The organism is Haematospirillum sp. 15-248, from assembly GCF_012102665.1.
Taxonomy (GTDB): domain Bacteria; phylum Pseudomonadota; class Alphaproteobacteria; order Rhodospirillales; family Rhodospirillaceae; genus Haematospirillum.
The window spans coordinates 17,410-43,896 of the sequence record NZ_JAAVTF010000002.1; the positions used below are offsets into that span (position 1 = coordinate 17,410).

Consider the following 26,487-nt stretch of genomic DNA (forward strand, 5'->3'; position numbering starts at 1 on the left):
GTGTTGTGCCAGTCGGAAAATTCAGTGGCGGTGAAGATGGCCGCACTTGGGCGGTGTGTCCAGAGTCTCTGGCACGGGGTCGTATCCGCTTCCCCCCAGCGGGTGGCAGCGCAGGATACGTTTCAGGGCCATCCAGCTGCCCCGTATGGCACCGAACCGCGCTATGGCTTCGTACGCATACGCAGAGCAGGTTGGCAGGTAGCGGCATGTCGGGGGAAGGAACGGGGAGATGCCAAGCCGATAGGCCCGTATCAGTCCCTTCAGGATACGGGCAACATTCATTGCGTTGCTGCCTTGTCGGGACCAGAGGCGGCCGCTTTTTCTGTACGGGTCTGCTTCTTTCGACCGCCCTTGCGGGGGGGCGCCGGTGCTGCACTTCCCGGGGCCATCTTGGCTACACGGGCCAAGGTTGTCTTCAGGTCCGCCATCAGAAGGTCGAAGGGACGGTCAACCGTCGCTCCCCGCCCTATAATAACGTAGTCGGTCCATGGCTCGACATGTCCAGCCATGACACGATCCACAACAGCCCGAAGACGCCGCCTGGCTCGGTTGCGGGCTACAGCGTTTCCAACTTTCTTGGATACGGTAAAACCCACACGGATCAAGGAAACCTTGGTTGTGCCAAGCGGTGTGTCTGTATGATCGCTTTCTACGCCTTCGGTAACAGAATTTTCCGGACTCAGGGAGAAGCCCGGCAGGCATGAAGAGTGCCGCACGGCTTCTTTTTTTTCCCTGTCCGACATGGCAGCAGCCTGAACAATCAGGCCAGGCATGGCCCATTTGCGCCGTTCAGCAGCGACTCGCAGGAAATCGCGTCTCCGCTTGAGGCGGTTAACCACCACAGAGGTGTCAGCTGCCGCCCGCACGAACCAGACGCCCCGTAGATCAGGCGCTCAGACGCTTGCGGCCCTTGGCGCGACGGGCAGACAGAATCCTGCGTCCGCCAACGGTGGCCATGCGGGTGCGGAAGCCATGACGGCGCTTGCGAACCAGTTTGCTGGGTTGATAAGTGCGCTTCACGGTACAAAAACTCCGGTCAATCAGTGTAATCGCGGGATGTCTTGCCTTATTTACGGCAGCAAACAGCGAACGGCCTGCAGGGGCCGAATGTCAAAACAGAAGCGGCTGTATAGCGGGACACCGGGGTAAAAGTCAATGCCGGTAGCACAAGGTTTTGTTTTTTACGCCAAGGCAAGCTGCGGCCTGAATTTGCCTCTCTTTGCGTGATAGGGACTCCGGCTTGCCCTCTTGACGTCCCGGCTCCCGGAGTCGAGTTCATGGTACTGCATGATTGTTTAGTATGACGTTATGAGGGTGAGATGCGGAAGGTTTCTGTGCAGGGTAGTGCAGTCGCAAGCTTGTCCGGTGGGCACAATGCCCATGCCGGCATACAGGATAAAATTGAGATTCCTGATGAATTGATATAGATCAATGGGGAACCCTGATGTCCGGGGCATAGTGCGCGACCGTATCTGTCTGGTGGAATGTGTACATCTTTTGCAGACCTCCTGCAGCCTCCCGTATGTGTCGTGTTTGTGGCGAGATTACGTACCAGGATGGCGAAGTACCGGGTCTGGATGCCGGATAACAGGGGAGTGTGGTGTTTGTATGCCCTGGCGGAGAGTGTGCCGCGTTTCTGCGTGGTGTTGTCGGGGTTACGGGTTTTCGTCAGATATCTGACGCTTTGCACAGGGTATTTGTTTTGGTCGGTACAGGAGGGGTCATGACCCAGGCGACCACGGCGCACAGCGCTCCGGCGGCAGCCACCGCCTATAATATGGATGTTATCCGCAAGTTCGTCGTCGCGGCGATGTTCTGGGGTGTTGTCGGCTTTTGTGCTGGTGATTTTATTGCCTGGCAGCTGGCGTATCCATTACTGAATCTTGATCTGGAGTGGACGACGTTCGGTCGCCTGCGTCCGGTTCATACGTCGGCTGTTATTTTTGCCTTTGGCGGAAATATCCTGATCGGCAGTTCCCTTTACATCGTCCAGAGAACCTGCCGCGCCGGGCTTTGGGGCGGGAATGTCACGGGCAACATCATTTTCTGGGGCTATCAGGCCTTTATTGTGATGGCGGCCCTGTCCTATGTGCTGGGTTATACCCAGGGGCAGGAGTATGCCGAGCCCGAGTGGCCTGTTGACCTGTTTCTGACCGTTGTATGGGTGGTGTATCTGGCGGCCTTTGTCGGAACCGTCATCCGGCGCCAGGAAGAGCACATCTATGTTGCCAACTGGTTCCTGCTGGCTTTCATCGTTGTTGTGGCCATGCTGCATCTCGGGAATGGACTGGCCGTGCCGGTTTCTTTCCTTGGTATGAAGTCTTATTCCCTGTACGCCGGTGTGCAATCGGCCATGATCCAGTGGTGGTATGGTCACAACGCGGTTGGTTTCTTCCTGACAGCCGGCTTCCTGGGGATGATGTATTACTTCATGCCCAAACGTGCCGGGCGCCCGGTCTATTCCTATCGTCTGTCGATTGTGCACTTCTGGGCCCTGATCTTTCTCTACATCTGGGCCGGCCCGCATCACCTCCATTACACATCCCTGCCGGACTGGACCCAGACCCTGGGCATGACCATGTCGGTTATCCTGTGGATGCCTTCGTGGGGGGGGATGATCAACGGCATGATGACCCTGTCCGGTGCGTGGGACAAACTGCGGACGGATCCGGTCATGCGCTTCCTTGTTACGTCGGTGGCGTTTTACGGCATGTCAACCTTTGAAGGACCGATGATGTCCATCAAGGCCGTGAACTCGCTGTCACACTTTACCGACTGGACGGTTGGCCACGTTCATTCCGGGGCATTGGGATGGGTGGCGTTTGTCTCCTTTGGGGCCATGTACTACCTGATCCCTGTCTTGTGGGGGCGCAAGTCGCTTTACAGCATGCGTCTGGTTTCCTACCATTTCTGGATCGCCACGATTGGTATTGTGCTCTACATCTCTGCCATGTGGGTCTCCGGGATCATGCAGGGCCTGATGTGGCGTGCCTACAATGAACTTGGCTTCCTGCAGTACTCCTTTGTCGAGACTGTAGAGGCGATGCATCCCTACTATGTGATCCGTGCAACCGGTGGCCTGTTGTTTGTCATTGGTTCCCTGATCATGGCCTGGAACATGTATCGGACCATCAAGGGTGATATCCGCGAGGAAACCCCTTATGAAATGCCGGAACTGTCTCCGGCGCCAAGCTCCGTGCGGCGTTGAGACAGGGGGGAGAGAAATGAGTCTTGTCAAGCATCACGGCAAGGTCGAGAAAAACGTCCTTGTTCTTCTGGTCGGCATCTTCCTGACGGTTATCATCGGTGGCTTGGTCGAGGTTGTGCCCTTGTTTTCCGTGGAATCCACCATCGAGAAGGTGCAGGGGGTTCGTCCCTACTCACCGCTGGAACTTGCGGGTCGCAACATCTACATGAGCGAAGGGTGCTATAACTGCCATACGCAGCAGGTACGCCCCTTCCGTGACGAGGTAGAGCGTTACGGCCATTATTCCCTGGCCGCGGAGTCCCAGTATGACCATCCATTCCAGTGGGGGTCCAAGCGTACAGGGCCTGACCTGGCCCGCCTGGGTGGAAAGTATTCAAACGAGTGGCACCTGCGTCATCTGGTCAATCCGCGTGATGTCGTGCCGGAATCAATCATGCCCGGTTATCCGCATCTGGCGCGCCAGAACCTGACGTTTGATGATGCGGCGGCGCACCTGAAGACCCTGCGGATTGTTGGCGTTCCTTATACCGAGGATGACCTTGCCAAGGCGGTGGAGGATTTCCGGGCCCAGGCTGATCCGGATGCCGACCATGAAGGGCTTCTGGCGCGTTATCCCAAGGCTGTGACCGGCGACTTTGACGGGGATCCAACCCGCCTGACCAAAGCCGATGCCCTGATTGCCTATCTTCAGGTTCTGGGCACCATGGTCGACTTTACCCAGTTCGATCCTGCCCGCAAGGCGGATGCGAATATCTACCGCTAGAGGGTCTGTATGGAAACGCTGCAGGATATTGCCGATTTTGCCCGGCAGTTTTGGGGGGTGTGGCTGATGGTTTTCTTTATGGGAATCGTTGCCTATGCCTATTGGCCGCGTAACCGGGACCGGTTTGACAGCAATGCGATGATTCCCTTGCGGGATGATGAGGACAAGGAGTGGACCAATGGCGGGCGCCCCTGAGAAAGACCCGATTTCGGGCCTTTACACAACAGGCCATGAGTGGGATGGAATCGCAGAACTGAATACACCTCTCCCGAAATGGTGGGTGTATGTGTTCTACGCTACGGTTATCTGGTCGATTGGGTACTGGATCGTTTACCCCTCGTTCCCGGTCGGGAAGGATTTTCTGCCCGGTATCTGGGAATACAGTTCCCGCCGTGAAGTGGAAGCGGATCTGGTTGCGGCCCACGCCGCCCATCAGAAAGAACGGTCGGCCATTGCTGCGGGTTCTGTCGATGAGATTTATGCCAACCCGCCGCTGCGTGCCTATGCGATTGCCGGTGGTGGTGTGTTGTTCAAGGACAACTGTGCCGGCTGCCATCAATCGGGTGGTGCCGGTGCTGTCGGCTATCCAACCCTGGCCGATGATGAATGGATCTGGGGTGGCACCCTTGCGGACATCCAGCAGACCTTGCTGCACGGGATCCGCTATGATCGTGACCCCGAGACCCGGCAGTCGCAGATGCTGGCTTTTGGTGACATCCTGTCAACGGATGAAATCAAGCAGGTGGCTGCGTACGTGAAGGATATGTCCAATGGCAAGGTGGTCGCCGGGCCGGGACAGAAAATCTATACCGAGAACTGTGCGGCCTGCCATTCGTCTGATGGTGCCAATCCTGTATCTGACGGGAATCCGGCGATGGGAGCTCCCCCGCTGGGCAACCGTGTCTGGTTATATGCCGGGCCGGGCAAGGAAATGACCATGGAGCGCCTTCAGGCCCAGATTTCCAAGCCAAAGCATGGTGTTATGCCAGCATGGTCCGGTCGCCTGAAGGACGAGGACATCAAGATGTTGACTGTGTACGTTCACTCTCTGGGGGGCGGCCAGTAGGTTGTACCTTTTTTCGGGTGAGGTGTTGACCAAGGGGCTGCCTGCATCCGCAGGTGGCCCTTTTTACAGCATCGGGGCGGTTGTGTGGCAGGTCAGCCATGGGTCGTTTGTGTAAAACTTTGGTAAATGTCCTTACGGGCCTATGATTCATGCGGGAATGTCAGTCTTTGTGCAGGATCGGTGGCTATGTGGGCGATGCGGGTTTCATCCTGCGTTGCGCTTGTGCGGCCGGGTCCGGATTCCCGCCTCGAGTCTGTAATGTGAGTTCATGCCTGAAGGAATCTGGGCAACGCGATGACATTGAATGAGAAAGAGACAGATGCTTCCGGATCGGGACGCACGGAGAAGACAGGGAAACTGGAGAAAGTGTCCCTGTACGCGGAGCATGTAAAGGTCCAGCCCAAGTATATGCCGGGATTGTTCCGGAGCACCAAGAACTGGGCCAATGTTGCTTTCATGCTCATTTACTTCCTGACCCCCTGGTTACGGTGGGATCGTGGTCCCAATGCGCCGGATCAGGCCATTCTTCTGGATCTGGAAGGGCGGCGGGCCTACTTGCTGTGGCTGGAAATCTGGCCCCAGGAAATCTACTATCTGACCGGTCTTCTGGTTCTCGGGGCCTTGGGGCTGTTCTTTGCTACAGCCCTGCTGGGGCGGGTGTGGTGTGGCTTTGCCTGTATCCAGACCGTGTTCACCGATATCTTTGTTATGGTCGAGCGCTGGCTGGAAGGGGACCGTAACGCTAGGATCAAGCTGGATCGCGGTCCAATGACCGTTGGAAAGTTTACCCGCAAGACTATCAAGGTCACAATCTGGGCGCTTATATCGGTCGTAACGGGTTTTGGTTGGGCCGCTTATTTCAACGATGTTCCGACACTGGCAACAACCTTCCTGACTGGTGATGCCGGCTGGGGTGTTTACCTGTCGGTAGGGATTGTGGCGGGTTTCTGTTTCCTGCTGGCTGGCTGGGCGCGGGAGCAGGTGTGCATCTACATGTGCCCGTGGCCCCGCTTTCAGGCATCCATGTTTGACGAAGACAGCCTGATCGTGACCTACGAAAAATGGCGTGGTGAACCGCGTGGATTTGCCAAGAAGGGAACGTCGTTTGAAAATCGCGGGCACTGTGTGGATTGTACCTTGTGCGTTCAGGTTTGCCCAACCGGCATAGACATCCGCAATGGCAGCCAGCTTGCCTGTATTGGCTGCGGTCTCTGTGTTGATGCCTGTAACTCCATGATGGACCGCCTTGACCTGCCGCGCTGGCTGATCACCTACGACAGTACCAATCGCCAGTTGGCCCGTGCCCGTGGTGAGCCAATAAAGCACCGTCTGGTTCGCCCACGTACCATCATCTATGCTGCTTTGATAACGGTGCTGGTTCTGGTCATGATCCTGGGGGTGTCAACCCGGTCACGTCTGGAGGTAACGGTTCTGCATGAACGCAGCCCGTTGTTCGTAACCCTGACGGACGGGAGCATACGCAACGGCTATACGCTCAAGATCCTCAACAAGCGGCCCGAGAAGAATACGTACGCGGTGTCCATTCGCGGCGTTGAGGGTGGGACCCTGAAGGTTGTCGGCTCCGATATTGAAGCCGGAGAGCTTCAGTTGGAGGTTGAACCCAACAGTGTGGCAACGTTCCGTGTTTATGCCACGGCCCCGCAAAAGGCTCTTGAGGGCAAGGCGACCGATGTTACATTTGCCCTGCGTAATCTTCACACGGGCGAAGCGGCGTCCCGTGGTTCGTTGTTTGCCGGGCCGCAGCGTTGACCGCCCTGTGTGTGCCAGCGCGTTTATGACCAGGAGGAAGTGTGTCATCCGTTCAGCAGAACCGACCCCGGGGTTGGTGGTATCCGTGGATTTTTGTCGGTGGCTTTGGTCTGGTCTTTGTGGTGAATGCCATTCTGCTGACCTTGGCTACCGTGACCTTCAACGGGTTTGAAACCCGGGAACCGTCCAACCGTCGCAACGGCTACAATGACAAGATTGCCGCCAGTGCCGAGCAGGCGCGTCTTGGCTGGAACGGGAGCCTGTCCCTGCAGCCCCTGTCCGTAGGATCTGCCGATGGAGGGCGCACGGCCCGTGTCACGATGACGTTTACCGGTGCAGAGGGGCATCCCCTGGATGGGCTGGATGTTGCAGTCCTTGTGTGGCGTCCGACCCAGGAAGGGCTTGACCGTCATGTGGAGCTGCCGCCGACCGGGCCCGGTACCTATGCCCGCGATATCGCGTTTCCCCTTCCGGGCCTGTGGGAGCTGCGGGTCAGTGCCGGGCGCGGTGATTCTGTCCAGTGGCGCACGATAGAGCGTATTGACCTGAGATAAACCTGTTTGTCTGCTTCCGGAACGGATGTTGCCATGCCTGAAAGTACCCTGCTTCTGTCTGCCGGCCCCGGGACCGGGGGCTGTGGTGCGGCGGCCTGCCGGCATTGTGGCCAGCCGGTTCCGGATGCGGCACAGGGGAGAACAACGTTCTGCTGTGCCGGCTGTGAGTCCGCTTTTGCACTGCTGTCCGGCCTGGGGCTTGAAGCCTATTACAAGCGCCGCCAGATTGACCCTGATCTTCGTCCCCTGCGTCCGGACCAGGATGCGCCCGGCCTGCCCGACTGTACGCCATGGGTTGGCACAACACCCGAGGGCCTGTGTGTCCTGCACCTGATGGTCGAGGGTATACACTGCGCGGCCTGTGTCTGGCTGATCGAAGCGGTTTTGGCGCGTCAGACCGGTGTGGTGTCGGCCCGTGTCAACATGACAACCCGCCGTTTGACCCTTCTCTGGAAGGGGGCGGCTGCGGATGCGCCGGTTCTTCTGGATCCTGTCTGTCAGGTCGGGTACCGCCTGTTGCCCTATGATCCCCGGCGGGTCGAGGCGGAATACAGCACCGCCGAGCGCGAGCTTTTGCGCGGGATTGCCATTTCCGGCTTTGCCAGTGCCAATATCATGCTGTTCTCGGTATCAGTGTGGGCCGGCGTGGATATGGGGGTCTGGACCCGTGACCTGTTTCACTGGCTTTCAGCCCTGTTTGCCTTTCCGGCGGTTGCCTGGTGTATCCGGCCGTTTCTGCGTTCGGCCCTGTCAGCCCTGCGGCACGGGCGTACCAACATGGATGTACCGATTACCATCGGGGTGTTGCTGGCAACCGGCGTCAGCCTGTGGGAAACAGCCCACAGTCGGCCCCATGCCTATTTTGACGCGGCTGTAACCCTGTTGTTTTTCCTGCTTGTCGGGCGCTACCTGGACAGTCGTGCCCGTGGGCGTGCCCGCTCTGCTGCCGGTCAGCTTGTCATGCTGGGAAACCGCCCGGTAACGGTGGAACACGCGGATGGCCGGCGAAGCTTGGTTTTGCCTGAAACCGTGCGACCAGGATCAACGGTGCTTGTGGCTGCGGGCGAGCGGATAGGCGTTGATGGCCTTGTCCTGTCCGGGCAGTCGGAGCTGGAAACCAGCCTGCTGTCCGGGGAAACCATGCCTTGCGCGGTTGGCCCCGGCGAACAGGTTTTTGCCGGAACCCTGAACCTGACTGCTCCGCTGCGGTTACAGGCCGTAGCGGTTGGGGAAGGAACCCTGCTGGCCGAAATTTCACGGTTGATGGATGTGGCAGAGCAGGGGCGCGCGCGCTATGTGGTGCTGGCGGACCGGGTGGCCCGTTTTTATGCCCCGGTTGTGCATCTGGCCGCGCTCCTGACTTTTATTGGCTGGATGAGCCTGTCCGACCAACCGTGGCAGGATAGTTTGATGACCGCGGCGTCGGTGTTGATCATCACCTGTCCCTGTGCGTTGGCCCTGGCGGTTCCGGTGGTGCAGGTGATTGCCTCGGGGCGCTTGTTACGGCGTGGCATCCTGCTGAAGTCCCCGACCGCTCTGGAACGCGCCGTGGGTGTGGATACCGTGGTCTTCGACAAGACCGGAACCCTGACCTGTGGCCAGCCTGTCCTGGAGCCTGAAAACCTGAAAGCCCGGCAGGCTGACGGAACCCTTGATATTGCTGCGTCCCTGGCTGGCGCCAGCCGTCATCCCTTGGCCCGTGCCCTTGTGCGCCACTGCATGCGGCCCCTTGTGGACGGGGTGGAAGAAATCCCCGGTTCCGGGTTGCGCCGGCTGACCGCCGAGGGTGAGATCCGCATGGGCAGTGCTGTATTCTGTCATGCGCCTGCCGATCGTTCCCCCCATGGTGGACCTGAACTCTGGCTGTCATGTCCGGGGTCTGACCCGGTGCCCTTTCTGTTCACGGATGCGGTGCGTCCCGATGCGGTGGCCGTTGTTTCTGCCCTGCAGGAACAGGGAATGGCGATCGAGCTGTTGTCCGGCGACCGTGCGGAAGCGGTTGCCGTGGTTGCCGCGTCTCTGGGGATAACCCAATGGCAGTCCGGTTGCAGCCCGGCGGCCAAGGTTGCCCGCCTGCAGGAGCTGGCGGCCATGGGACGGCGCGTTATGATGGTTGGTGATGGCCTGAACGATGCCCCGGCATTGGCCGCCGCGGATGTGTCGTTGTCTCCGTCTTCGGCTGCCGATATCAGCCAGAATGCTGCGGATGTTGTCTTCCAGGGGGAACGACTGGAGCCAGTGGTCGAGATTTTGCGTGTTGCGCGTTTTGCTGATACCCTGGTACGCCAGAATTTCATGCTTGCATTTGCCTACAATGTGGTAACTATCCCGCTGGCCGTTGCCGGGTATGTAACACCCTTGGTTGCAGCCTTTGCCATGAGCTCGTCTTCGGTTGTGGTTATCGCCAATGCCCTTCGCCTGTCCCGTTGGCCGGGAAAGGGACGGTAGCGGTCCACAGGAAGGACAGGACCAATGAATTCCCTTTTGCTGTTGATCCCCGCTGCCCTGTTTCTTGGTTTGCTTGGGCTGGCCGCATTCCTGTGGTCGATGCGTTCCGGTCAGTTCGATGATCTGGACGGGGCGGCAAGCCGTATTCTCTTCGATGACGATGAGTCTGCGGATGCTCCTGAATCGCAGCATGACCGGCCCGTGCGGCCCGGCTCCAGTGGTCCGGAGTCCGTTTAATGCCCGTTTCTGCACTTGTTTCTGCTTTTGTGCCCGCCGGTTCGCGGATGGACTGTGCCTGTTGTGACCTGGATGAGCGTGCTTTTTGTGCCGGTTTGGCACAGACATCATCGGCTCTGCGGGCGATCCGGCACGACATGCGAATGGAGGCCCAGGCCACAGTCTTCCGTGAAGGCGACCCAACTGACCATATTTTCACGCTGGTCAGCGGGGCGGTCAAGTTGTCCAAGCTGATGATCGACGGGCGACGGCAGATTGTTGGCTTTCTCTTTCCCGGTGACTTTTTCGGTTTCGGTCACAACGGGTTGTACGGGTATACGGCGGAAACCCTGTCCCCCGTGACCTTGTGCCGGTTTTCCCTTCTGTCACTGGATACAGTCGTTGCCGGCTCGCGCGAGCTGGAGCGGCGTCTTCTGAATCGCATGATTGCAGAATTGTCTTTCGCCCAGGAGCAAATGCTGTTGTTGGGGCGCATGAGTGCCCGTGAGAAAGTGGCTCATTTTCTGCTGATGCTGTCCCGGCGCGCAACGCAGAGGGGGGACGTACCGTCGCCGTTGTCCGTCCCTATGAGCCGCCTGGATATTGCTGATTATCTGGGGCTGACCATTGAAACCGTCAGCCGGACCCTGACCGGGCTGAAGAAAGAGGGATTGATCGCTATCAATGGCAACACGCAGGTTGACCTCCTGGACATGCAAGCCCTGGAGCAAATCGCTGCGGGCGGGTGTTTGTGCTGATTGTGGCCCTTACGACAGCGGTTATCGGGGGGTTTTCGCTTTTCTCTTTTTCCCTGAACCGCTAGAACGGGCTTGTATCCCGGGCCGGGCATCTCATTTTGTTTCGGCCCGTTTTGTTTGCCCCTGTGATGGAGCCAAGGATGAGTGTCCAGGCTGATACCAAGCGTTTGCCCCCCCACGCTGTCATGGCCCGCAAGGGCGGAACCCCGTTGGTGTGCCTGACAGCCTATACGGCCCCGATGGCCCGATACCTGGACCCCCATGTCGATGTTTTGCTGGTGGGCGATTCTGTGGGTATGGTCCTGTATGGCATGGAAACCACCCTGCCGGTCTCGCTTGATATCATGATTGCCCATGGCCGCGCTGTTGCCGGTGCGGCACGCCGTGCCTGCGTGGTTGTGGATCTGCCCTTTGGAACCTATCAGGAAAGCCCGGAGCAGGCTTTCCGGACTGCGGCGCGTGTTCTGGCCGAGACCGGCGCGGCTGCTGTCAAGCTGGAGGGCGGGACCGAAATGGCACCGACTATCCGTTTCCTGGTTCAACGGGGCGTTCCGGTAATGGGGCACGTCGGGCTGACGCCGCAGTCCTGCAATACGCTTGGTGGCTTTCGCGCCCGGGGGCGTACCGGGGAAGAAGCCAGGCAAATCCACGATGATGCCCTTGCCGTTGCCGAAGCGGGGGCGTTTTCTGTGGTGCTGGAGGCTGCGGTGGAACCACTGGCACGGACCATTGCGGGCCAAGTTCCGGTTCCTGTGATTGGCATCGGGGCTTCGGTGGCGTGTGATGGCCAGATCCTGGTCACCGAAGACATGCTGGGGCTGTTTGACACATTCACACCGCGTTTTGTCCGGCGTTATGCCGAGCTTGGGACCTTGCTTTCCGATGCTGTTGCCGGGTATGCCGCTGATGTCCGGGCGCGTGTCTTCCCGGGGCCTGAGCATTGCTTTGCCGTTGCCGGGAAGGCGCAAGATCATGATAGCGGTGGGCAGGAATGATGATGGACGGGACTGTGCAGGCCATGGTGAACATTGTGCATACCGTTGCCGACCTGCGTGTACAGGTGGCCAACTGGCGGGCTGACGGGTTACGGGTGGGGCTGGTCCCGACGATGGGTGCCCTGCATGCTGGCCACATGGAACTGGTTCGGCTGGCCCGGCGCAAGGCGGACCGGGTGGTTGTTTCGATCTTTGTCAATCCAACCCAGTTCGCCCCGGGAGAGGATTTGACCCGCTATCCCCGCCAGCCCGAGCAGGATTGTGTGCGGGTTGCCGATGCCGGCGGGCACGTTGTGTTCATGCCTTCTGTTGATGACATGTACCGCCCCGGTGCCTCCACTTTTGTCGAGGTATCGGGCGTGTCTTCCGGTCTGTGTGGCGACCAGCGGCCCGGGCATTTTCGCGGCGTGGCAACGGTGGTCACCAAGCTGTTGTTGCAGTGCCTGCCCGATGTCGCCGTGTTCGGAGAGAAGGATTTCCAGCAGCTGCAGGTTATCCGCCGCATGGTGACGGATCTGGATATCCCGGTCACGATCGAAGCCGCACCACTGGTGCGGGATGTTGATGGCCTGGCCCTGTCTTCACGCAATGCTTATCTTGGCCCGGCTGAACGCCAAACAGCGCCCCGTCTTTATGCGATTCTGTGTGAGACAGCCCGGTCTATCCGTGAAGGTGCCGATCCGGTACAGGCCTGTGAGGTTGCAGCAGGTCAGTTGGAGCAGGCGGGCTTTGGCCCGATTGATTACCTGGATGTGCGTGATGAACGCACCTTGCAGCCCCCGGATGGGGAGTCCGGTCCGTTCCTGCGTCTGTTTGCTGCTGTCTTTCTGGGAAAAACGCGCCTGATTGATACGGTGCGTGTGTGGGATGCCTGATCTGGTATCAGGCCCCGCCGGTATTGTCGCTGCGTACCGATGACAGGAACGCAGTGACTGTGCCCGACAGCGCGCGCATGTGCTCCACAAGCTCCGTGCAGTCCTGAAGAACGCGGTTGGCTGCCTCACCGGTGCTGTTGGTTGCATCGGTTACAGCCGTGATGGTGTTGCGTACTGTGGTTGTGCTGTGGGATGCTTGCTGGGTATTGCGGGCAATTTCGTGGGTTGCGGCCCCTTGTTCCTCGATCGCTGCCGAGATAGCCGATGCGATCTCGCTCATCCGGCGGATAACGTCCGATATCGCCTGTATGGCTTTTGCGGCATCCCGGGTGGCCCCCTGGACCGAGCGGATCTGCTGGCCAATTTCTGCTGTGGCCCGTTCGGTCTGGTTGGCCAGTGTCTTGACCTCGTTGGCGACCACGGCAAACCCTTTGCCCATGTCCCCGGCCCGGGCGGCCTCGATGGTGGCATTCAGGGCCAGAAGGTTTGTTTTCTCTGATATCGCGCTGATCAGGCGCACAACCTCGCCAATGCGTTCGGTGCTGTCCAGCAGGCTGACAACCTGTTCATTGGCATGCTGGGCTTGCTCCACTGCCTGTGATGCAATGGTGGTGGAGCGGGCAACCTGCTGTCCGATTTCCCGGATGGATGTTGACAGCTCTTCGGCGGATGAAGCCACAATTTCCACATTGGTCGCTGTTTCCAGCGTTGTTTCACGTACAACCCCGGCCTGATGTGTGGCATCCCGTGCTGTGGCGGTCATTTCCTCTGCGGCCATATGCATGTTGCCGGCTGCATCCGAGATGGTTTGCACAACCGTTGCCACATTGCGTTCCAGGTCATCAGCCAGGGCCAGCATGGAGGCCCGGCGCCGGGCTTCGGCCTGCTGTGCGCTGGCGGCGCGTTCCTGGTTCAGCCGTTCCACCTCCCGGGCGTTGTCGCGAAAGATCTGCACGGCAGAAGCCATGTCACCAATTTCATCATGCCGGTCGATACCGGGAATCTCGATGTCCTTGTTGCCTTCGGCCAGAAGGCGCATGGTCCGTGTCATGGCCTGAATGGGATTGGCGATGCTGCGCCCGATCATGAACGAGGCCCCGATTCCAACGACAAGGCTGGCCAGGGTCAGGCCAGTGACAAAGACACTGGCACCGTTCAGGCTGTTTGTGATGGCTGCCTGCGTATCCTCCTGGATACGTTTTTCTTCCTGCAGGGACAGCTCCTTGATCCGTTCGGTGGTGGAGGTGATGGCCTCCCCGATTGTGTGAAGCTGCTCTTCCAGAACCAGAAGCTCGCTGACCACGCCGGACAGCTCGTTCAGGCTGTCTTGATATTGTTCATAGGGTTTATTCGCTGCGGTTCGTACCTCGGGGACGGCAGCCATGACTTCCTCGACCACGAACAGCTGTTCCCATGCGGTTCCAAAGCGTTCCACATTGCGTGTCAGGAGATAGTCATCCACAGCCTGCCGGGCCAGAAGGACGTGTTCGGCCATGCGGCCGGCAAGTTCGACGGTTGTGGTATCTCCACGGCGGGCAGCGCGGGTGCGGACATCCCGGGCCTGTTGGAGAATTTGCTCGGACAGGGGGGTCAGTGTGCCGGCGATCAGTGTTACCCGCCGCAGTACCAGATCGAGGGCAGGTGTCAGAACGGCACGATAGGCTTGCAGTGTTGTCGCAAGCTCATCCACAGCACCGGCTGCGGGGGTTTTCTCGGCCTGTATCCACAGCTCGGCCACCTTCTGGTCCAGGACACTGTTCTGGGACAGGATTTCGGCCCGGCCTTTCTCATCCGGATAGCGGGAGTAAGATGTGACCAGGTTGTCGAAGGCCATGATCTGGCGGTCCAGGGCCACGGCGGCCACCGCCTTGGTTGAGGCACCGGATATAATTGTAACGTGGCGCCCGACATCCTTGAACATCCACACTGATCCTGCGGCCACAACCATAAATAGGACTAGTACAACAGCAAACCCGACCATCAGTCGGGCATGGATTTTCAGGACGGCAGGCATTCCCACTCCCCCGCGGCGACAGAACAGTGCCCCTGTCGCCGGACATCATAGCCCGTTTGGCCGGGGCTGTCCGCTATCCGTGTCGTTCTGTGGCCAGTGTGTCGGAAATGCCATCAACAGCCGCTGTCTTCAAACATCCAGCCCATGCCTGCCCCGGGATTCCGGGCATAACGCTCCAGCAGGCGTTCGGCCGGTGTTTGTCCGCTTTCGGCAATGGCAAGAAGGGGATCCAGGAAACCTGTCTCATCCTGTCCCTTCTGGTTCATGCGATTCCGTCGCTTCAACCCGTTGTGGGCGATATCCAGAACGATCCGTGCAACTTCTTGCAGGGACTGCCCACCAATCCGGGCCTTCAGAGCTTGGCGCGGGACATCGGCCAGAAGACGCCGCCGGTCCTCTGCGGTCCAGGGGCGTATCAGGTCCAGGGCAGCAGTCAGGCTGTCGCTGTCATACAGCAGGCCGGTCCAGAATGCGGGCAGGGCGCACAGACGTTCCCACGGGCCAACATCCGCACCGCGCATTTCGATGTACTTTTTCAGGCGGACATCAGGAAAAGCTGTAGACATATGGTCTGCCCAGTCTGATTCCGTCGGATATTCTCCCGGCAGGGCCGGCAGGCGCCCGGCCATGAAGTCACGGAACGATTGTCCCGACGCATCAATGTATTGGCCCTTGCGATAGACAAAATACATAGGCACATCAAGCAGGTAATCAGCCCAGCGTTCAAAGCTGAAGCCGTCCTCGAACACCAGCTCCGGCATGCCGCAGCGATCGGGATCCGTGTCGGTCCATACATGCGCCCTCCAGCTCAGGAAGCCGTTGGGTTTTCCCTCGGTGAACGGGCTGTTGGCCCACAGGGCGGTGGCCAAAGGCTGCAGGGCGGTGGCAACCCGCATCTTGGCCACCATGTCGGCTTCGGAACCATGGTCCAGGTTGACTTGGACGGTGCAGGTTCTCAGCATCATGTCCAGACCCAGGGATCCCCGTTTGGGCATATAGGCCCGCATGATGCGGTAGCGCCCCTTTGGCATCCAGTGAATGTCATCCCTGCGGGCCGTCGGGTGGAATCCAAGAGCCAGAAGGCCCACCCCCAGCTCCGAGCATACGGCCCGCATCTGTTGCCGGTGCGTGCCAATTTCCGCGCAGGTCTGGTGCAGGGTTTCCAGTTGGGCGCCCGACAGTTCCAGCTGTCCGCCCGGTTCCAGGGAAATGGAGGCCCCGTCTGCACGGGTCATGGCAATGACATGCTCTCCCTCCCTGACCGGTTTCCATTCAAACTGTTCCAGCCCTTTCAGAATATCGCGGATTCCGCCGGGTTCATCATAGGATAGCGGCGCATGGGTATCCCGTCGGAAGGCGTGCTTTTCATGCTCGGTTCCGATCTTCCATTCATGTGCGGGGCGGCTTCCGCTTTCCAGATAGCGTACAAGATCATCCCGGCTCAACATGGGTGTAGGGGTGGCAGAATCAGACATAGGCATGAAAAACAGTCTCCGGAGTCCTCGAATGTAGCGGGCACTTTATCAGTGCAATCATGATATCAGTATGGTCGTATCAAGGGGTGGGACCAATCCCCGTTTATGGCTTGCCAGCAGGTCAGGCTGGCCATGGCGGCTGTTTCGGCCCGCAGGATGCGGGGGCCAAGGCTGACGGGGCGGACGAAGGGTGCCTGGTGCAGCAACTCTGTTTCCCGGGGGTCAAAGCCACCCTCGGGGCCGGTCAGAAAGGCCGCCGGCCCGGATGCCTCCCTTGCCAGGACTGTGGCAACAGGGTCCCCGCGTCCGGTTTCGTCGGCAACATACAGGGTCCGTGTGTGTTCCCATCCCGCCAGAAGAGACTCCAGCCGTTCCGGCATCCGCATGTCGGGAACGGTGCTGCGCTCGCATTGCTCGGCCGCTTCGATCGCGGTTGCCCGCAGACGCTCGACATTGACGCGCTGGCTGTTGGTGCGGCTGGTCAGGACGGGCCAAAGGACCGATGCACCCAGCTCTGTTGCTTTCTGGACAATCATGTCCGTTCCGTCTTTCTTGACCGGGGCAAACAGCAGCCAGACGTCCGGGATACCGGTGTCCGGCTGTGGGCGCAGGCAGGACAGGGCGCGTAATTCCACGCGCTGACGATCAAGGTGCACAATATCGGCCAGCCAGTCTCCGTCCTGCCCGTTGAACAGACACACCCGGTCCGCCGGGCGGGCCCGCAGGACCGACCCCAGATAACGGGCTTGTCCGGCATCAGCCAAGACAGGCGCATTCTCTGCCAGTCGGGCAGAAACAAACAGGCGGCACAGCACACGTGCGGACATGGGATCTCCGGTTGGAACAGGCGGGACATGTCATCCCGTGAAGGAAGACCATTCAGTGGCACGAACCGGGAAGATGCATCAAGCAATTGTTGTTCCGCTGTTTCATTGTTAAACAGGCACCATGAGCAATGCACGACATATGGCTGGCGATATGCCGGTCAACGGGTGGATAGACCGCGCGGTTCCGGTATCCCTGCGCCCGTTCCTGAAGCTGTTGCGGCTGGATCGTCCGGTTGGCAGCTGGCTTTTGCTGTTTCCCTGCTGGTGGTCCCTGGTCCTGGGGGCTGCTGCTGTGGATGTCCGCTTGCAGGACTGCATCCCTTCAGCACTGCTGTTCTGGGTGGGCGCCGTTTTGATGCGTGGGGCAGGGTGTGCGATCAACGATGTTCTTGACCGCGACATTGATCGCCTGGTGGAGCGCACCCGCTCCCGTCCCCTGGCGTCCGGTGCTGTTTCCGTGCGGGCTGCGTTGATCCTGATCGGACTGGTCATGCTGGCCGGCCTGTTGATTCTTGTGTCCTTCAACACGGCCACGATTCTTCTGGGTCTGGCGTCGGTGCCCATGTTTCTTGCCTACCCGCTGATGAAGCGCCTGACCATGTGGCCACAGGTATGGCTGGGCCTGACATTCAGCTGGGGTGCACTTCTCGGGTGGACTGCAGTGACCGGTGCCCCGGGGTGGCCCATGCTTGCCCTGTATGCTGGTGCCTTCTTCTGGGTTCTGGGGTATGACACAATCTACGCCCACCAGGACCGCGAGGAAGATCGCATGGTTGGAATCGGCTCCTCGGCGCTTGCGTTGGGGGAAAGAACAAAGCCGGCCGTTGCCGTGTTCTATGGTATGGCGCTGTTCCTTTTCACCCTGTCTGCCGCCCTTGCCGGGGTATCATGGCTGTTCTATCCTTGTCTTGTTCCGGCCCTGTGGCATGCGGCGCGTCAGGTTCATCAACTCGATATTGATGATCCGTCAGGTTGCTTGGTCGTGTTCCAGTCAAACCGGGAATTCGGGTGGCTTGTTCTGGGGGCTTGTCTTGCCGGCCATCTGTCTATCACAATTCCGGGATCAGGCTGAGTCACACACCGGGTCTTGCCGTTGCGGACATACGGGAGCCCCCTTTGCGGTCAATGCCCCGGCCCTGCAATCTTTTACAGCACAAACAGTAAGAACAGGTGGACACGACTGTTCCCTTCCGTATGTCCACGGGATGGTGCCAGTGTTACGATGGGCTCTGTGGTAGGGAATTGATACTATTCCGCCTTGTCCGGATCTGTGGTCTTCTTCCGGGGATGGCGTGGACAAACTGGCTCTGTGGGCGTTTTTTGCTTCCCGCTCCTTTTCGTGCGGGTGTCATGTCAGGACAGGAGAACAAGAATGCAGGCCGATCAGGATAGCAAACCCGTAGAGACGGGCGAGAATGCCCCGGTTGCTGCATCGGCCCCCAAGAGCATGATGAGCAAAATCCTGTCGATTGCCATCGGCACAGTTATTGCTGTGTTTGTGGTGTATTCCCTGTACAGCGATTTCTATCAGCGTTCGGCAATTCGCAAGGGTATAGACGCGGATTTGCATCACATGGGCGATATTGCGGCCGAGAATATCAGCAACTGGTTGAATGCCCGCCTGCTGCTGACCCGGTTGGCGGCCGATGGTATTGCCCGCACCGATGCCAGTCCTGCTGCTGTCAGCACCGAACTGGGCCGTGCAACGCTGATGGAAAGCTTCAATGCATCCTATCTGGGTGACATCCATGGAGTCTTTACCCAGCAGCCGCCGGCTACCGATTTGCCAGCCGGGTATGACCCGCGCAAGCGTCCTTGGTACAAACAGGCCGAGACAGAAAAGGGGCCTGTGATTACGCCCCCCTACAAATCAGCCACGACGCCGGATTTGAATATTACCATTGCTATTCCTGTTTATCAGAGCGGCTCTCTTGTGGGGGTTATTGGCAGTGACTTCCTGATTGGTGATCTCTCCAAAATGATCGGGGAAATTACCTTTGGGGGGATGGGGCGTGCGTTTTTGGTCGACAAGGCCGGCACCATCCTGATGCACCCCGATCCCGATGTGGTCACCAAGAAGATGGCCGATATCTATCCGGCCCAGACGCCTTCCATCACGCGGGAGGTTGTGACGGCTTCCGATGGTCGTCATACGGAGCTGATGACGTTTATTCCCGTCAGCGGCCTTCCCGGGGTGGAATGGTTCCTGGTGGTCAGCGTGGACGAGGACAAGGCCTTTGCCCAGCTGACGGATTTCCGGGTTTCGGCCCTGGTTGCCGCGCTGCTCGGCGCCCTGCTGATGATCGTGATCCTGCGCCAGACCTTGAACGTGCTGGTGGCCCACCCGGTTCTTGAAATGACCGGCGCGATGAAGGATCTGGCATCCGGGAACCTGGAAGTGCAAATCCCCGGCGACGGGCGTGATGACGAAATCGGCGCCATGGCCCACGCGGTTGCCGTGTTCCGCGACAACGCGCTGGAACGTCGCCGTCTGGAGGCCGAGCAGGCCGAAGCCCGCCGTGCTGCCGAAGCCCGTACCATCAAGGTCGACAAGCTGATCTCGGCCTTCAGCGGCGACATGAACACCGTGCTGGGCACGGTCACATCTGCCGCCACGGAGCTGGAAGCCACCGCCGGTGCCCTGTCGGGAACTGCCGACCGGTCCGCCCGCGATGCCACCACCGCTGCAGCCGCTACCGAAGAAGCTTCGGTCAACGTCCAGGGTGTAGCCCATGCCACCGAGGAACTGGCCGCTTCCATCAACGAAATCGCGTCCCGGGTTGAGAATTCACGCCTGATCGCCGAACGGGCCTCGGATTCCGCCCACCGGACAAACCAGACCGTGCAGTCCCTGGTCGAGGCCACCCAGAAGATCAGCCAGATTGTGAACCTGATCAACGACATCGCCAGCCAGACCAACCTGCTGGCGCTGAACGCCACCATCGAAGCCGCCCGCGCCGGTGAAGCCGGAAAAGGCTTTGCCGTGGTCGCCAACGAAGTGAAAAGTCTGGCCGGGCAAACCAGCCGGGCGACCGATGAAATCGGGTCCCAGATCCAGGCCATCCAGACCGTTTCCGATCATGTGGCCGCCGCCATTGCCGATATCGCCAAGGTGATCGAGGAAATCAACAACATCACCGGCGATATTTCCACCGCCATCGATCAGCAGGGCGCCGCAACACGCGAAATCGCCCGTAACGTCGCCGAAGCCGCTGCCGGCACAAACGAAGTCTCCCAAAGCGTCATCAACGTCACAAACGGGGCCCGCGAAACCGGAGACAACGCCAGCCAGGTCCTCGCCGCCGCCGGTGAACTCTCAAGACAATCCGAAATGCTCAAAAACCGAGTCGACGAATTCTTCCACAGCATACGGAATGTGTAGGGCCGACTCGGCAATGCCTTGCTTGTAAATTTGTACCGTATATGCGCCTGACGCCGGGGGGCAGTTGTTTTTAGGGGGAGCCAGTTCATGCAGGCCGATCAGGATACCAAACCCGTAGAGACGGGCGAGAATGCCCCGGTTGCATCGGCCCCCAAGAGCATGATGAGCAAGATCCTGTCAATTGCCATCGGCACGGTCATTGCAGTGTTCGTGGTGTATTCCCTGTACAGCGATTTCTATCAAAGGGCAGCAATTACAAAAAATATTGAAGATGACTTACATAACATGGGCGATATTGCGGCCGAGAGTGTAAGCAATTGGTTGAGTGCCCGTATGCTGCTGACCCGCCTGGCTGCTGACAACGTTGCCAATACGGACACGAGTGCAGAGGCCGTTGGTGTTGCCTTGGGGCGTCCTACCCTGCTGGAAAATTTTGACGGGACGTACTTCGGCAATCCGGAGGGGATCTTCGTCCGGCGCCCACAGGTCAAGATGGCGCCAGACTTCGATCCACGCACGCGCCCTTGGTACAAGCTGGCTTCTGCGGCAGGGGGGCCGGCTATTACGCCACCTTTTAGATCGGCCGCCAGTCCCGACATCATTATTTCGGTTTCTATGCCCGTTTATCAGAATGGTGCCCTGGTCGGGGTTGTGGGGAGCTCGTTCCTGACCAAAGATCTCTCCAAAATGATTGCTGAGATTACCTTTGGGGGGATGGGGCGTGCGTTTTTGGTCGACAAGGCCGGCACCATCCTGATGCACCCCGATCCCGATGTGGTCACCAAGAAGATGGCCGATATCTACCCGGCCCAGACGCCTTCCATCACGCGGGAGGTTGTGACGGCTTCCGATGGTCGTCATACGGAGCTGATGACGTTTATTCCCGTCAGCGGCCTTCCCGGGGTGGAATGGTTCCTGGTGGTCAGCGTGGACGAGGACAAGGCCTTTGCCCAGCTGACGGATTTCCGGGTTTCGGCCCTGGTTGCCGCGCTGCTCGGCGCCCTGCTGATGATCGTGATCCTGCGCCAGACCTTGAACGTGCTGGTGGCCCACCCGGTTCTTGAAATGACCGGCGCGATGAAGGATCTGGCATCCGGGAACCTGGAAGTGCAAATCCCCGGCGACGGGCGTGATGACGAAATCGGCGCCATGGCCCACGCGGTTGCCGTGTTCCGCGACAACGCGCTGGAACGTCGCCGTCTGGAGGCCGAGCAGGCCGAAGCCCGCCGTGCTGCCGAAGCCCGTACCATCAAGGTCGACAAGCTGATCTCGGCCTTCAGCGGCGACATGAACACCGTGCTGGGCACGGTCACATCTGCCGCCACGGAGCTGGAAGCCACCGCCGGTGCCCTGTCGGGAACTGCCGACCGGTCCGCCCGCGATGCCACCACCGCTGCAGCCGCTACCGAAGAAGCTTCGGTCAACGTCCAGGGTGTAGCCCATGCCACCGAGGAACTGGCCGCTTCCATCAACGAAATCGCGTCCCGGGTTGAGAATTCACGCCTGATCGCCGAACGGGCCTCGGATTCCGCCCACCGGACAAACCAGACCGTGCAGTCCCTGGTCGAGGCCACCCAGAAGATCAGCCAGATTGTGAACCTGATCAACGACATCGCCAGCCAGACCAACCTGCTGGCGCTGAACGCCACCATCGAAGCCGCCCGCGCCGGTGAAGCCGGAAAAGGCTTTGCCGTGGTCGCCAACGAAGTGAAAAGTCTGGCCGGGCAAACCAGCCGGGCGACCGATGAAATCGGGTCCCAGATCCAGGCCATCCAGACCGTTTCCGATCATGTGGCCGCCGCCATTGCCGATATCGCCAAGGTGATCGAGGAAATCAACAACATCACCGGCGATATTTCCACCGCCATCGATCAGCAGGGCGCCGCAACACGCGAAATCGCCCGTAACGTCGCCGAAGCCGCTGCCGGCACAAACGAAGTCTCCCAAAGCGTCATCAACGTCACAAACGGGGCCCGCGAAACCGGAGACAACGCCAGCCAGGTCCTCGCCGCCGCCGGTGAACTCTCAAGACAATCCGAAATGCTCAAAAACCGAGTCGACGAATTCTTCCACAGCATACGGAATGTGTAACTGACCACACCCTGTACAAAGAAGCACCCCGCGTTACCGTCGGGGGGCTTCTCTGCATTCTGTCATGCCTGCCGGGCGTCGATAATGCTGCGCCGTATCGCACGCGTGCGCGTAAAAAGGCTGTGCAAGGTTTCACCATCGCCACGGCGGATTGCACGCTGCATGGCGGTCAGGTCTTCGGTAAAGCGTTGTAATGTTTCCAGGACAGCGGTTCGGTTCTCCAGGAAGATATCCCGCCACATGGTTGGGTCAGATGCGGCAATACGGGTGAAGTCACGAAAGCCGGATGCCGAATACTGGATCACTTCCCGTTTCAGGTCATCCTGCAGGTCATCGGCCGTGCCCACAATGGTATAGGCAATCAGGTGGGGCAGGTGCGATGTAATGGCCAGCACCTGATCATGATGGTGCGCATCCATCACATCCACCCTTGATCCGATGGCTTCCCACAGTGTGCGTACTTTCTGTATTGCCTCCGGATCGGTTTCTGCCGGGGGGGTCAGGATACACCAGCGGTCCCGGAACAGCTCGGCAAAGCCGGCCTCTGGTCCGGAGTGCTCTGTTCCGGCAATGGGATGCCCGGGGACCAGATGCACACCGGCAGGCAGCTGAGGAGCAATGGCATTGACCATCCCCTGTTTGACGGAGCCAACATCACTGAGAATGCAGCCCGGCGTCAGGGCAGGGACGAGGGTGCGCGCCAGTTCGCTCATGACACCGGCGGGGACAGCCAGCACAACCAGGTCCGCCCCTTCGGCGGCCTGAACAGCGGTATCGTGGATGCTGTCCACAATACCAAGCCGCAGGGCTGTTTCCATGCTGCCGTCGGGTGCAGAGAAGCAGGCGATATGCCCGGCAAGGGATTTGGCTTTGACAGCACGGGCAAGGGACGAGCCGATCAGGCCAATTCCGATCAGGCACAGGCGGGAGAACAGGGGCGATGGCATGGCAGGCAATGGCAATCCTTGGGAACAGAGCAACAGACAGTGGCACCGTAGCGCCTTCTTCTGGTTCCGGATACCGGTTCCTGCCCGGTATGGCAATGCCCGGAACCGTCGGCCAGAAGTTCAGCAGCGCTCCTTCAACAGAAGCTTGGCAGGAAGCAAGCGTTCCCACCCCCCTCGTACAGTCGAGCGCGGAGCTATTCCTTCGGTACGAGGGGGGCTGTCTTTAACACCCGTTACGCAAGATATCCGGGCGGGAAGGGGACGGCATAACCGCCCACAACGCGGAACTTGCGGACCTGTGAGAGGGTCAGCACACTTTGCAGGCGCAGGTCGTCGGCAAGAATGCAGCCTTCAAGTTCCACAAGATGGATGCGTGTATCCGGGCCCGCATCAATGGAATCAGGGACCTCCACCACGGTCAGCCCTACCTGTGCAACCAGTTCTCCCACGCCCGAGCGGCTCAGGCTGTCATCGGTTTCAAGAGTGACATACGTGCGGTCATCCCCCGTGTTTTCCTGGGGCAGGCGGCAGATGACCAGCCCTTCCAGTCCATCTCCGCGTCCGGTGCCCGGACCGGCAAAGGGAACGCGGGCAACAATGGACGGGGTATCCGGCTGATCGGACAGGAGATGAGGCCACCAGCGCTCCCGGTCATCGGGACCCGGCAGGGGCACAATGCCAACCACGGCATCACCGTCGGCAACCATGCGTACCACGCTGCCCGCACTTTGGGACGGGATGGTGCGGGTATATGTTCCATAGGAGTCACGCCCCAGCTCCAGATAACCTGAACCACGAACAGGCGTGAAAACGGCCATTGACAGGGAACCTTCCAGGGCAACCATGGCCGCGAACAGCTCCCGCCAGATGCGGACAATAACAGAGCGGCGGAATTTGGCACCTTCGGCTCTTTTGACCAGCCGCCGCAGGATTTGCATTTCCCGGCCCGGACGCAGGAAGATCCCGACGCTTTCACCGGCGGCACGCTTGACATCCCCGACGGTGGAGACAATACGGCTGCGTTCCAGCAGAAGATCGATAATCTGGTTGTCGATGGCGTCGATACGCTCGCGCAGTGCGCCCAGTGTTGGCAGGGCCAAGGTGGTGTTGCTCTCCGGCATGCCGTCAATTCCCTGGTTTGAATGTACAGTTGATGGTAGTAGCCGGATCCATTGCAGAAGGCAAAGAAAACATACGACAAACCTGCTTTTCCATCAACCGTGGCGCAAGGATCCTGCGCCGGAAAGGGAGCCTGTTTCCCCGGGCGTATGACCCGCATCACCATAGAACACACCGGATTTGCTACGCGGTCCTAGGTTAAGCCGGTCCGGTACCCCCAGGCCGACCCGCTGACCGGCGGCGTGTTCCTGGCGCGGGGTGGCGTAGATCTTTTTGCCGGCTTCGGCTACCAGGACCCCGGAGAACTGCGGGAACCAGTGTTCCCCTATATTCTCGACACCCTGCGCCCAAGCTGTCGGGATCCGCGACCCAACCGGAGGAAAGAACAGGGCAGGGGATGTGCCAAGGGTGGTGAACAGGGCATCGTCCAGCAGGCGGGACAATTGCCCCGCCGAGCAGGGGCGCCCTGCCCCGAACGGTGTTCGATCCATGCGGGCCCATATGCCTTGTCGGTTGGGTGTAATAACGGCGATCCGCCCGTTGTCGGCCATGACCCGCCACAGTTCCCGCATCAAGGCCCGATTCTGGTCGGTATGTTCGATTGCGTGGCAGACAATGACCCGGTCAAACAAGCAATCGGGAAAGGGCAGGCTGGTGTCTTCGGTCAGGGTGACACGGTTTCCCCCGTGTCCCGGCCATTCCATAACCCCCTGGGGGCCAGGCATGGCGGCAACAACCCGTTCGGCTTCATCCGCGAATGGCCCCAGGAGCGGCGTGGTAAAGCCCATGCCCAGAATCCGGCAGCCACGCACATCGGGCCACAGTTCCCGCAGGCGGCGGCGCAGCAGCATTCCCGCCACCTGTCCCAGGGGACTGGCGTAAAAGGTATGCAGATCTGCCACATCAAGGTACATGTGCACCCACCCACGCCCGGTTTACATCACGTGTTGTCCCGCGATTACAGGGTGAGTATAGCACAGACAGGCCGGTCCGTACCGCGTAAACGGTCCGGGGTATGCCAGCAGCAAAAAAGCCCTTGCTTTCGGGGAGATCAGGGGGATTCACTGGCGCCGCATCTAGGAGGCAGGAACGATGACACCAGAAGGTCTGCAGGCGGAAGAGTTGGAGATCGTGCGAATCCCTGTGCTTCAGGATAACTATGTATGGTTGCTTCATTGCCGGGCAACAGGAATGACAGCGGTTGTGGACCCTGCCGAGGCTGATCCTGTCCTGTCGGTATGTGCCCGGCACGGGTGGTCCTTGTCCCTGATTCTGGTCACCCACCATCACCATGACCATATCGGCGGAATACCGGCCCTGCGCCAGGCCACAGGGTGCAAGGTTGTCGCAAATCCCGCCGATTCCGGGAGGATTCCCGGTATTGACCTGGCCGTTACGGACGGGGATTCGGTATCCGTGGGCCAAGCCCGGGCACAGGTCATGGCCGTACCCGGGCATACCAGCGGGCATATTGTCTTTTATTTTGCCGGCGCGCGTGCCCTGTTCTGTGGCGATACCCTGTTTCTGCTGGGTTGCGGGCGGATGTTCGAGGGCACGCCGGAACAGTTCTGGTCATCCCTGGTGCGCCTGCGGGCCTTGCCGGATGAAACGCGGGTATACTGTGCGCACGAATATACGGCCATGAACCGGCGTTTTGCGGTGGCGGTAGACCCTGAGAACATGGCCCTGAAAGAGCGGGAGTCCGTGCTTGAGGCTTGTATGACCTATGGATGCCCGACGGTTCCCGGGGTATTGGGGCAGGAAAAGGCAACCAACCCCTTCCTGCGGGCCGATGTACCGGCCCTGGCCCGGGCTGTGGGGCTGGAGGCCGGTGCTGACCCTGTTGCGGTGTTTGCAGCGCTGCGTCAGCGCAAGGATACGTTCTGAAACGATTGCCGGAATACAACGGGTTCGTATAGTGTGCAGGTGCATTATGTCCGTGCCCCGTGGCCCGCAGCGGCGCCCGGCCCGCCGGAGAC

General features: G+C 59.7%; 24 protein-coding genes. 15 read left to right on the forward strand and 9 right to left on the reverse strand.

The annotated features are described in order from the left end of the window. Positions 1-21: 21 nt before the first annotated feature. From yidD to rpmH, 3 genes are read right to left on the reverse strand one after another with little or no spacing between them, the layout of a single operon-like run. A complete protein-coding gene (gene yidD / locus HEQ72_RS03095; RefSeq protein WP_168022530.1) occupies positions 22-282 on the reverse strand; it encodes a membrane protein insertion efficiency factor YidD in 261 nt (86 codons plus the stop codon). Further along, on the reverse strand, positions 279-866 hold the full coding sequence (gene rnpA, locus HEQ72_RS03100; protein ID WP_168022531.1) for a ribonuclease P protein component: 588 nt from the start codon (positions 864-866) through the stop codon (positions 279-281). The genes yidD and rnpA overlap by 4 nt, the downstream gene beginning before the upstream one ends. 19 nt (positions 867-885) lie before the next feature. Further along, entirely contained in the window at positions 886-1,020 is a 135-nt protein-coding gene (gene rpmH, locus HEQ72_RS03105; RefSeq protein ID WP_066134323.1) for a 50S ribosomal protein L34, read from the reverse strand. Between the two features lie 703 nt (positions 1,021-1,723). Between rpmH and ccoN the strand changes: the two genes are divergently transcribed. From ccoN to panC, 11 genes are all read left to right on the forward strand, one after another. After that, a complete protein-coding gene (ccoN, locus tag HEQ72_RS03110) occupies positions 1,724-3,208 on the forward strand; it encodes a cytochrome-c oxidase, cbb3-type subunit I (protein WP_066136607.1) in 1,485 nt (494 codons plus the stop codon). 16 nt (positions 3,209-3,224) lie between these two features. Next, positions 3,225-3,971 carry a cytochrome-c oxidase, cbb3-type subunit II gene (gene ccoO, locus HEQ72_RS03115; protein ID WP_168020330.1) on the forward strand — a complete coding sequence of 249 codons (747 nt, stop codon included), beginning with the start codon at positions 3,225-3,227 and terminating at the stop codon, positions 3,969-3,971. Positions 3,972-3,980: 9 nt separating this feature from the next. Then, positions 3,981-4,166, forward strand: a complete 186-nt coding sequence (locus HEQ72_RS03120; protein ID WP_066134330.1) for a cbb3-type cytochrome oxidase subunit 3 — start codon at positions 3,981-3,983, stop codon at positions 4,164-4,166. Beyond that, positions 4,150-5,037: a cytochrome-c oxidase, cbb3-type subunit III gene (gene ccoP / locus HEQ72_RS03125; RefSeq protein WP_168020329.1), complete on the forward strand. Its 888-nt coding sequence runs from the start codon at positions 4,150-4,152 to the stop codon at positions 5,035-5,037. Before HEQ72_RS03120 ends, ccoP begins: the two co-directional genes overlap by 17 nt. A gap of 294 nt (positions 5,038-5,331) precedes the next feature. Then, a complete protein-coding gene (gene ccoG, locus HEQ72_RS03130) occupies positions 5,332-6,807 on the forward strand; it encodes a cytochrome c oxidase accessory protein CcoG (RefSeq protein ID WP_168022532.1) in 1,476 nt (491 codons plus the stop codon). 41 nt (positions 6,808-6,848) lie between these two features. Continuing rightward, positions 6,849-7,361 (forward strand): FixH family protein, encoded by a 513-nt coding sequence (locus HEQ72_RS03135; protein WP_168022533.1) that lies wholly within the window; start codon positions 6,849-6,851, stop codon positions 7,359-7,361. 33 nt (positions 7,362-7,394) lie between these two features. After that, positions 7,395-9,809, forward strand: coding sequence for a heavy metal translocating P-type ATPase metal-binding domain-containing protein (locus tag HEQ72_RS03140; RefSeq protein ID WP_168022534.1), 2,415 nt, complete (start codon positions 7,395-7,397; stop codon positions 9,807-9,809). A gap of 24 nt (positions 9,810-9,833) precedes the next feature. Next, entirely contained in the window at positions 9,834-10,046 is a 213-nt protein-coding gene (ccoS, locus tag HEQ72_RS03145) for a cbb3-type cytochrome oxidase assembly protein CcoS (RefSeq protein WP_168020325.1), read from the forward strand. Next, positions 10,046-10,783, forward strand: coding sequence for a Crp/Fnr family transcriptional regulator (locus HEQ72_RS03150; RefSeq protein WP_168020324.1), 738 nt, complete (start codon positions 10,046-10,048; stop codon positions 10,781-10,783). The genes ccoS and HEQ72_RS03150 overlap by 1 nt, the downstream gene beginning before the upstream one ends. A gap of 140 nt (positions 10,784-10,923) precedes the next feature. Next, positions 10,924-11,778 (forward strand): 3-methyl-2-oxobutanoate hydroxymethyltransferase, encoded by an 855-nt coding sequence (gene panB / locus HEQ72_RS03155; protein WP_168022535.1) that lies wholly within the window; start codon positions 10,924-10,926, stop codon positions 11,776-11,778. Continuing rightward, positions 11,775-12,653, forward strand: a complete 879-nt coding sequence (gene panC / locus HEQ72_RS03160; protein WP_416046650.1) for a pantoate--beta-alanine ligase — start codon at positions 11,775-11,777, stop codon at positions 12,651-12,653. The genes panB and panC overlap by 4 nt, the downstream gene beginning before the upstream one ends. Positions 12,654-12,660: 7 nt before the next feature. Here the strand turns inward: panC and HEQ72_RS03165 are convergent, their stop codons facing one another. The 3 genes from HEQ72_RS03165 to HEQ72_RS03175 form a co-directional block, all read right to left on the reverse strand. Beyond that, positions 12,661-14,667: a methyl-accepting chemotaxis protein gene (locus HEQ72_RS03165; RefSeq protein WP_168020321.1), complete on the reverse strand. Its 2,007-nt coding sequence runs from the start codon at positions 14,665-14,667 to the stop codon at positions 12,661-12,663. 113 nt (positions 14,668-14,780) lie between these two features. Then, entirely contained in the window at positions 14,781-16,142 is a 1,362-nt protein-coding gene (locus HEQ72_RS03170; RefSeq protein WP_168022673.1) for a glutamate--cysteine ligase, read from the reverse strand. A gap of 65 nt (positions 16,143-16,207) precedes the next feature. After that, entirely contained in the window at positions 16,208-16,969 is a 762-nt protein-coding gene (locus tag HEQ72_RS03175; protein ID WP_168020320.1) for a 16S rRNA (uracil(1498)-N(3))-methyltransferase, read from the reverse strand. Between the two features lie 121 nt (positions 16,970-17,090). On the opposite strand from HEQ72_RS03175, the gene ubiA reads away from it, so the two are divergent. The 3 genes from ubiA (at position 17,091) to HEQ72_RS03190 (ending at position 22,442) form a co-directional block, all read left to right on the forward strand. Beyond that, positions 17,091-18,041: a 4-hydroxybenzoate octaprenyltransferase gene (ubiA, locus tag HEQ72_RS03180; RefSeq protein WP_168022537.1), complete on the forward strand. Its 951-nt coding sequence runs from the start codon at positions 17,091-17,093 to the stop codon at positions 18,039-18,041. Between the two features lie 300 nt (positions 18,042-18,341). Then, complete coding sequence (locus HEQ72_RS03185; protein WP_168022538.1) at positions 18,342-20,351, forward strand: methyl-accepting chemotaxis protein; 2,010 nt, start codon at positions 18,342-18,344, stop codon at positions 20,349-20,351. Between the two features lie 87 nt (positions 20,352-20,438). Then, a complete protein-coding gene (locus HEQ72_RS03190) occupies positions 20,439-22,442 on the forward strand; it encodes a methyl-accepting chemotaxis protein (RefSeq protein ID WP_168022539.1) in 2,004 nt (667 codons plus the stop codon). A gap of 62 nt (positions 22,443-22,504) precedes the next feature. Here HEQ72_RS03190 and HEQ72_RS03195 read toward each other — a convergent pair whose 3' ends face one another. The 3 genes from HEQ72_RS03195 to HEQ72_RS03205 form a co-directional block, all read right to left on the reverse strand. After that, positions 22,505-23,389, reverse strand: coding sequence for a prephenate/arogenate dehydrogenase family protein (locus HEQ72_RS03195; RefSeq protein WP_168022540.1), 885 nt, complete (start codon positions 23,387-23,389; stop codon positions 22,505-22,507). Positions 23,390-23,622: 233 nt separating this feature from the next. Beyond that, positions 23,623-24,510: a chorismate mutase gene (locus tag HEQ72_RS03200; RefSeq protein ID WP_168020315.1), complete on the reverse strand. Its 888-nt coding sequence runs from the start codon at positions 24,508-24,510 to the stop codon at positions 23,623-23,625. 93 nt (positions 24,511-24,603) lie between these two features. Then, entirely contained in the window at positions 24,604-25,422 is an 819-nt protein-coding gene (locus HEQ72_RS03205; protein WP_168020314.1) for a class I SAM-dependent methyltransferase, read from the reverse strand. Between the two features lie 178 nt (positions 25,423-25,600). On the opposite strand from HEQ72_RS03205, the gene gloB reads away from it, so the two are divergent. Beyond that, a complete protein-coding gene (gene gloB / locus HEQ72_RS03210; protein ID WP_168022541.1) occupies positions 25,601-26,395 on the forward strand; it encodes a hydroxyacylglutathione hydrolase in 795 nt (264 codons plus the stop codon). Positions 26,396-26,487 lie beyond the last annotated feature (92 nt).

What these genes read in the sequence shown, in the direction of transcription:
- ccoS (WP_168020325.1), top strand. Translation starts at nt 9,834, where the DNA reads ATGAATTCCCTTTTGCTGTTGATCCCCGCTGCCCTGTTTCTTGGTTTG.
- HEQ72_RS03200 (WP_168020315.1), bottom strand. Translation starts at nt 24,510, where the DNA reads ATGCCGGAGAGCAACACCACCTTGGCCCTGCCAACACTGGGCGCACTG.
- ccoO (WP_168020330.1), top strand. Translation starts at nt 3,225, where the DNA reads ATGAGTCTTGTCAAGCATCACGGCAAGGTCGAGAAAAACGTCCTTGTT.
- panC (WP_416046650.1), top strand. Translation starts at nt 11,775, where the DNA reads ATGATGATGGACGGGACTGTGCAGGCCATGGTGAACATTGTGCATACC.
- panB (WP_168022535.1), top strand. Translation starts at nt 10,924, where the DNA reads ATGAGTGTCCAGGCTGATACCAAGCGTTTGCCCCCCCACGCTGTCATG.
- gloB (WP_168022541.1), top strand. Translation starts at nt 25,601, where the DNA reads ATGACACCAGAAGGTCTGCAGGCGGAAGAGTTGGAGATCGTGCGAATC.
- ccoN (WP_066136607.1), top strand. Translation starts at nt 1,724, where the DNA reads ATGACCCAGGCGACCACGGCGCACAGCGCTCCGGCGGCAGCCACCGCC.
- HEQ72_RS03170 (WP_168022673.1), bottom strand. Translation starts at nt 16,142, where the DNA reads ATGTCTGATTCTGCCACCCCTACACCCATGTTGAGCCGGGATGATCTT.
- ubiA (WP_168022537.1), top strand. Translation starts at nt 17,091, where the DNA reads ATGAGCAATGCACGACATATGGCTGGCGATATGCCGGTCAACGGGTGG.
- HEQ72_RS03150 (WP_168020324.1), top strand. Translation starts at nt 10,046, where the DNA reads ATGCCCGTTTCTGCACTTGTTTCTGCTTTTGTGCCCGCCGGTTCGCGG.
- HEQ72_RS03140 (WP_168022534.1), top strand. Translation starts at nt 7,395, where the DNA reads ATGCCTGAAAGTACCCTGCTTCTGTCTGCCGGCCCCGGGACCGGGGGC.
- ccoG (WP_168022532.1), top strand. Translation starts at nt 5,332, where the DNA reads ATGACATTGAATGAGAAAGAGACAGATGCTTCCGGATCGGGACGCACG.
- HEQ72_RS03190 (WP_168022539.1), top strand. Translation starts at nt 20,439, where the DNA reads ATGCAGGCCGATCAGGATACCAAACCCGTAGAGACGGGCGAGAATGCC.
- ccoP (WP_168020329.1), top strand. Translation starts at nt 4,150, where the DNA reads ATGGCGGGCGCCCCTGAGAAAGACCCGATTTCGGGCCTTTACACAACA.
- HEQ72_RS03165 (WP_168020321.1), bottom strand. Translation starts at nt 14,667, where the DNA reads ATGCCTGCCGTCCTGAAAATCCATGCCCGACTGATGGTCGGGTTTGCT.
- HEQ72_RS03205 (WP_168020314.1), bottom strand. Translation starts at nt 25,422, where the DNA reads ATGTACCTTGATGTGGCAGATCTGCATACCTTTTACGCCAGTCCCCTG.
- HEQ72_RS03195 (WP_168022540.1), bottom strand. Translation starts at nt 23,389, where the DNA reads ATGCCATCGCCCCTGTTCTCCCGCCTGTGCCTGATCGGAATTGGCCTG.
- yidD (WP_168022530.1), bottom strand. Translation starts at nt 282, where the DNA reads ATGAATGTTGCCCGTATCCTGAAGGGACTGATACGGGCCTATCGGCTT.
- HEQ72_RS03185 (WP_168022538.1), top strand. Translation starts at nt 18,342, where the DNA reads ATGCAGGCCGATCAGGATAGCAAACCCGTAGAGACGGGCGAGAATGCC.
- HEQ72_RS03175 (WP_168020320.1), bottom strand. Translation starts at nt 16,969, where the DNA reads ATGTCCGCACGTGTGCTGTGCCGCCTGTTTGTTTCTGCCCGACTGGCA.
- HEQ72_RS03120 (WP_066134330.1), top strand. Translation starts at nt 3,981, where the DNA reads ATGGAAACGCTGCAGGATATTGCCGATTTTGCCCGGCAGTTTTGGGGG.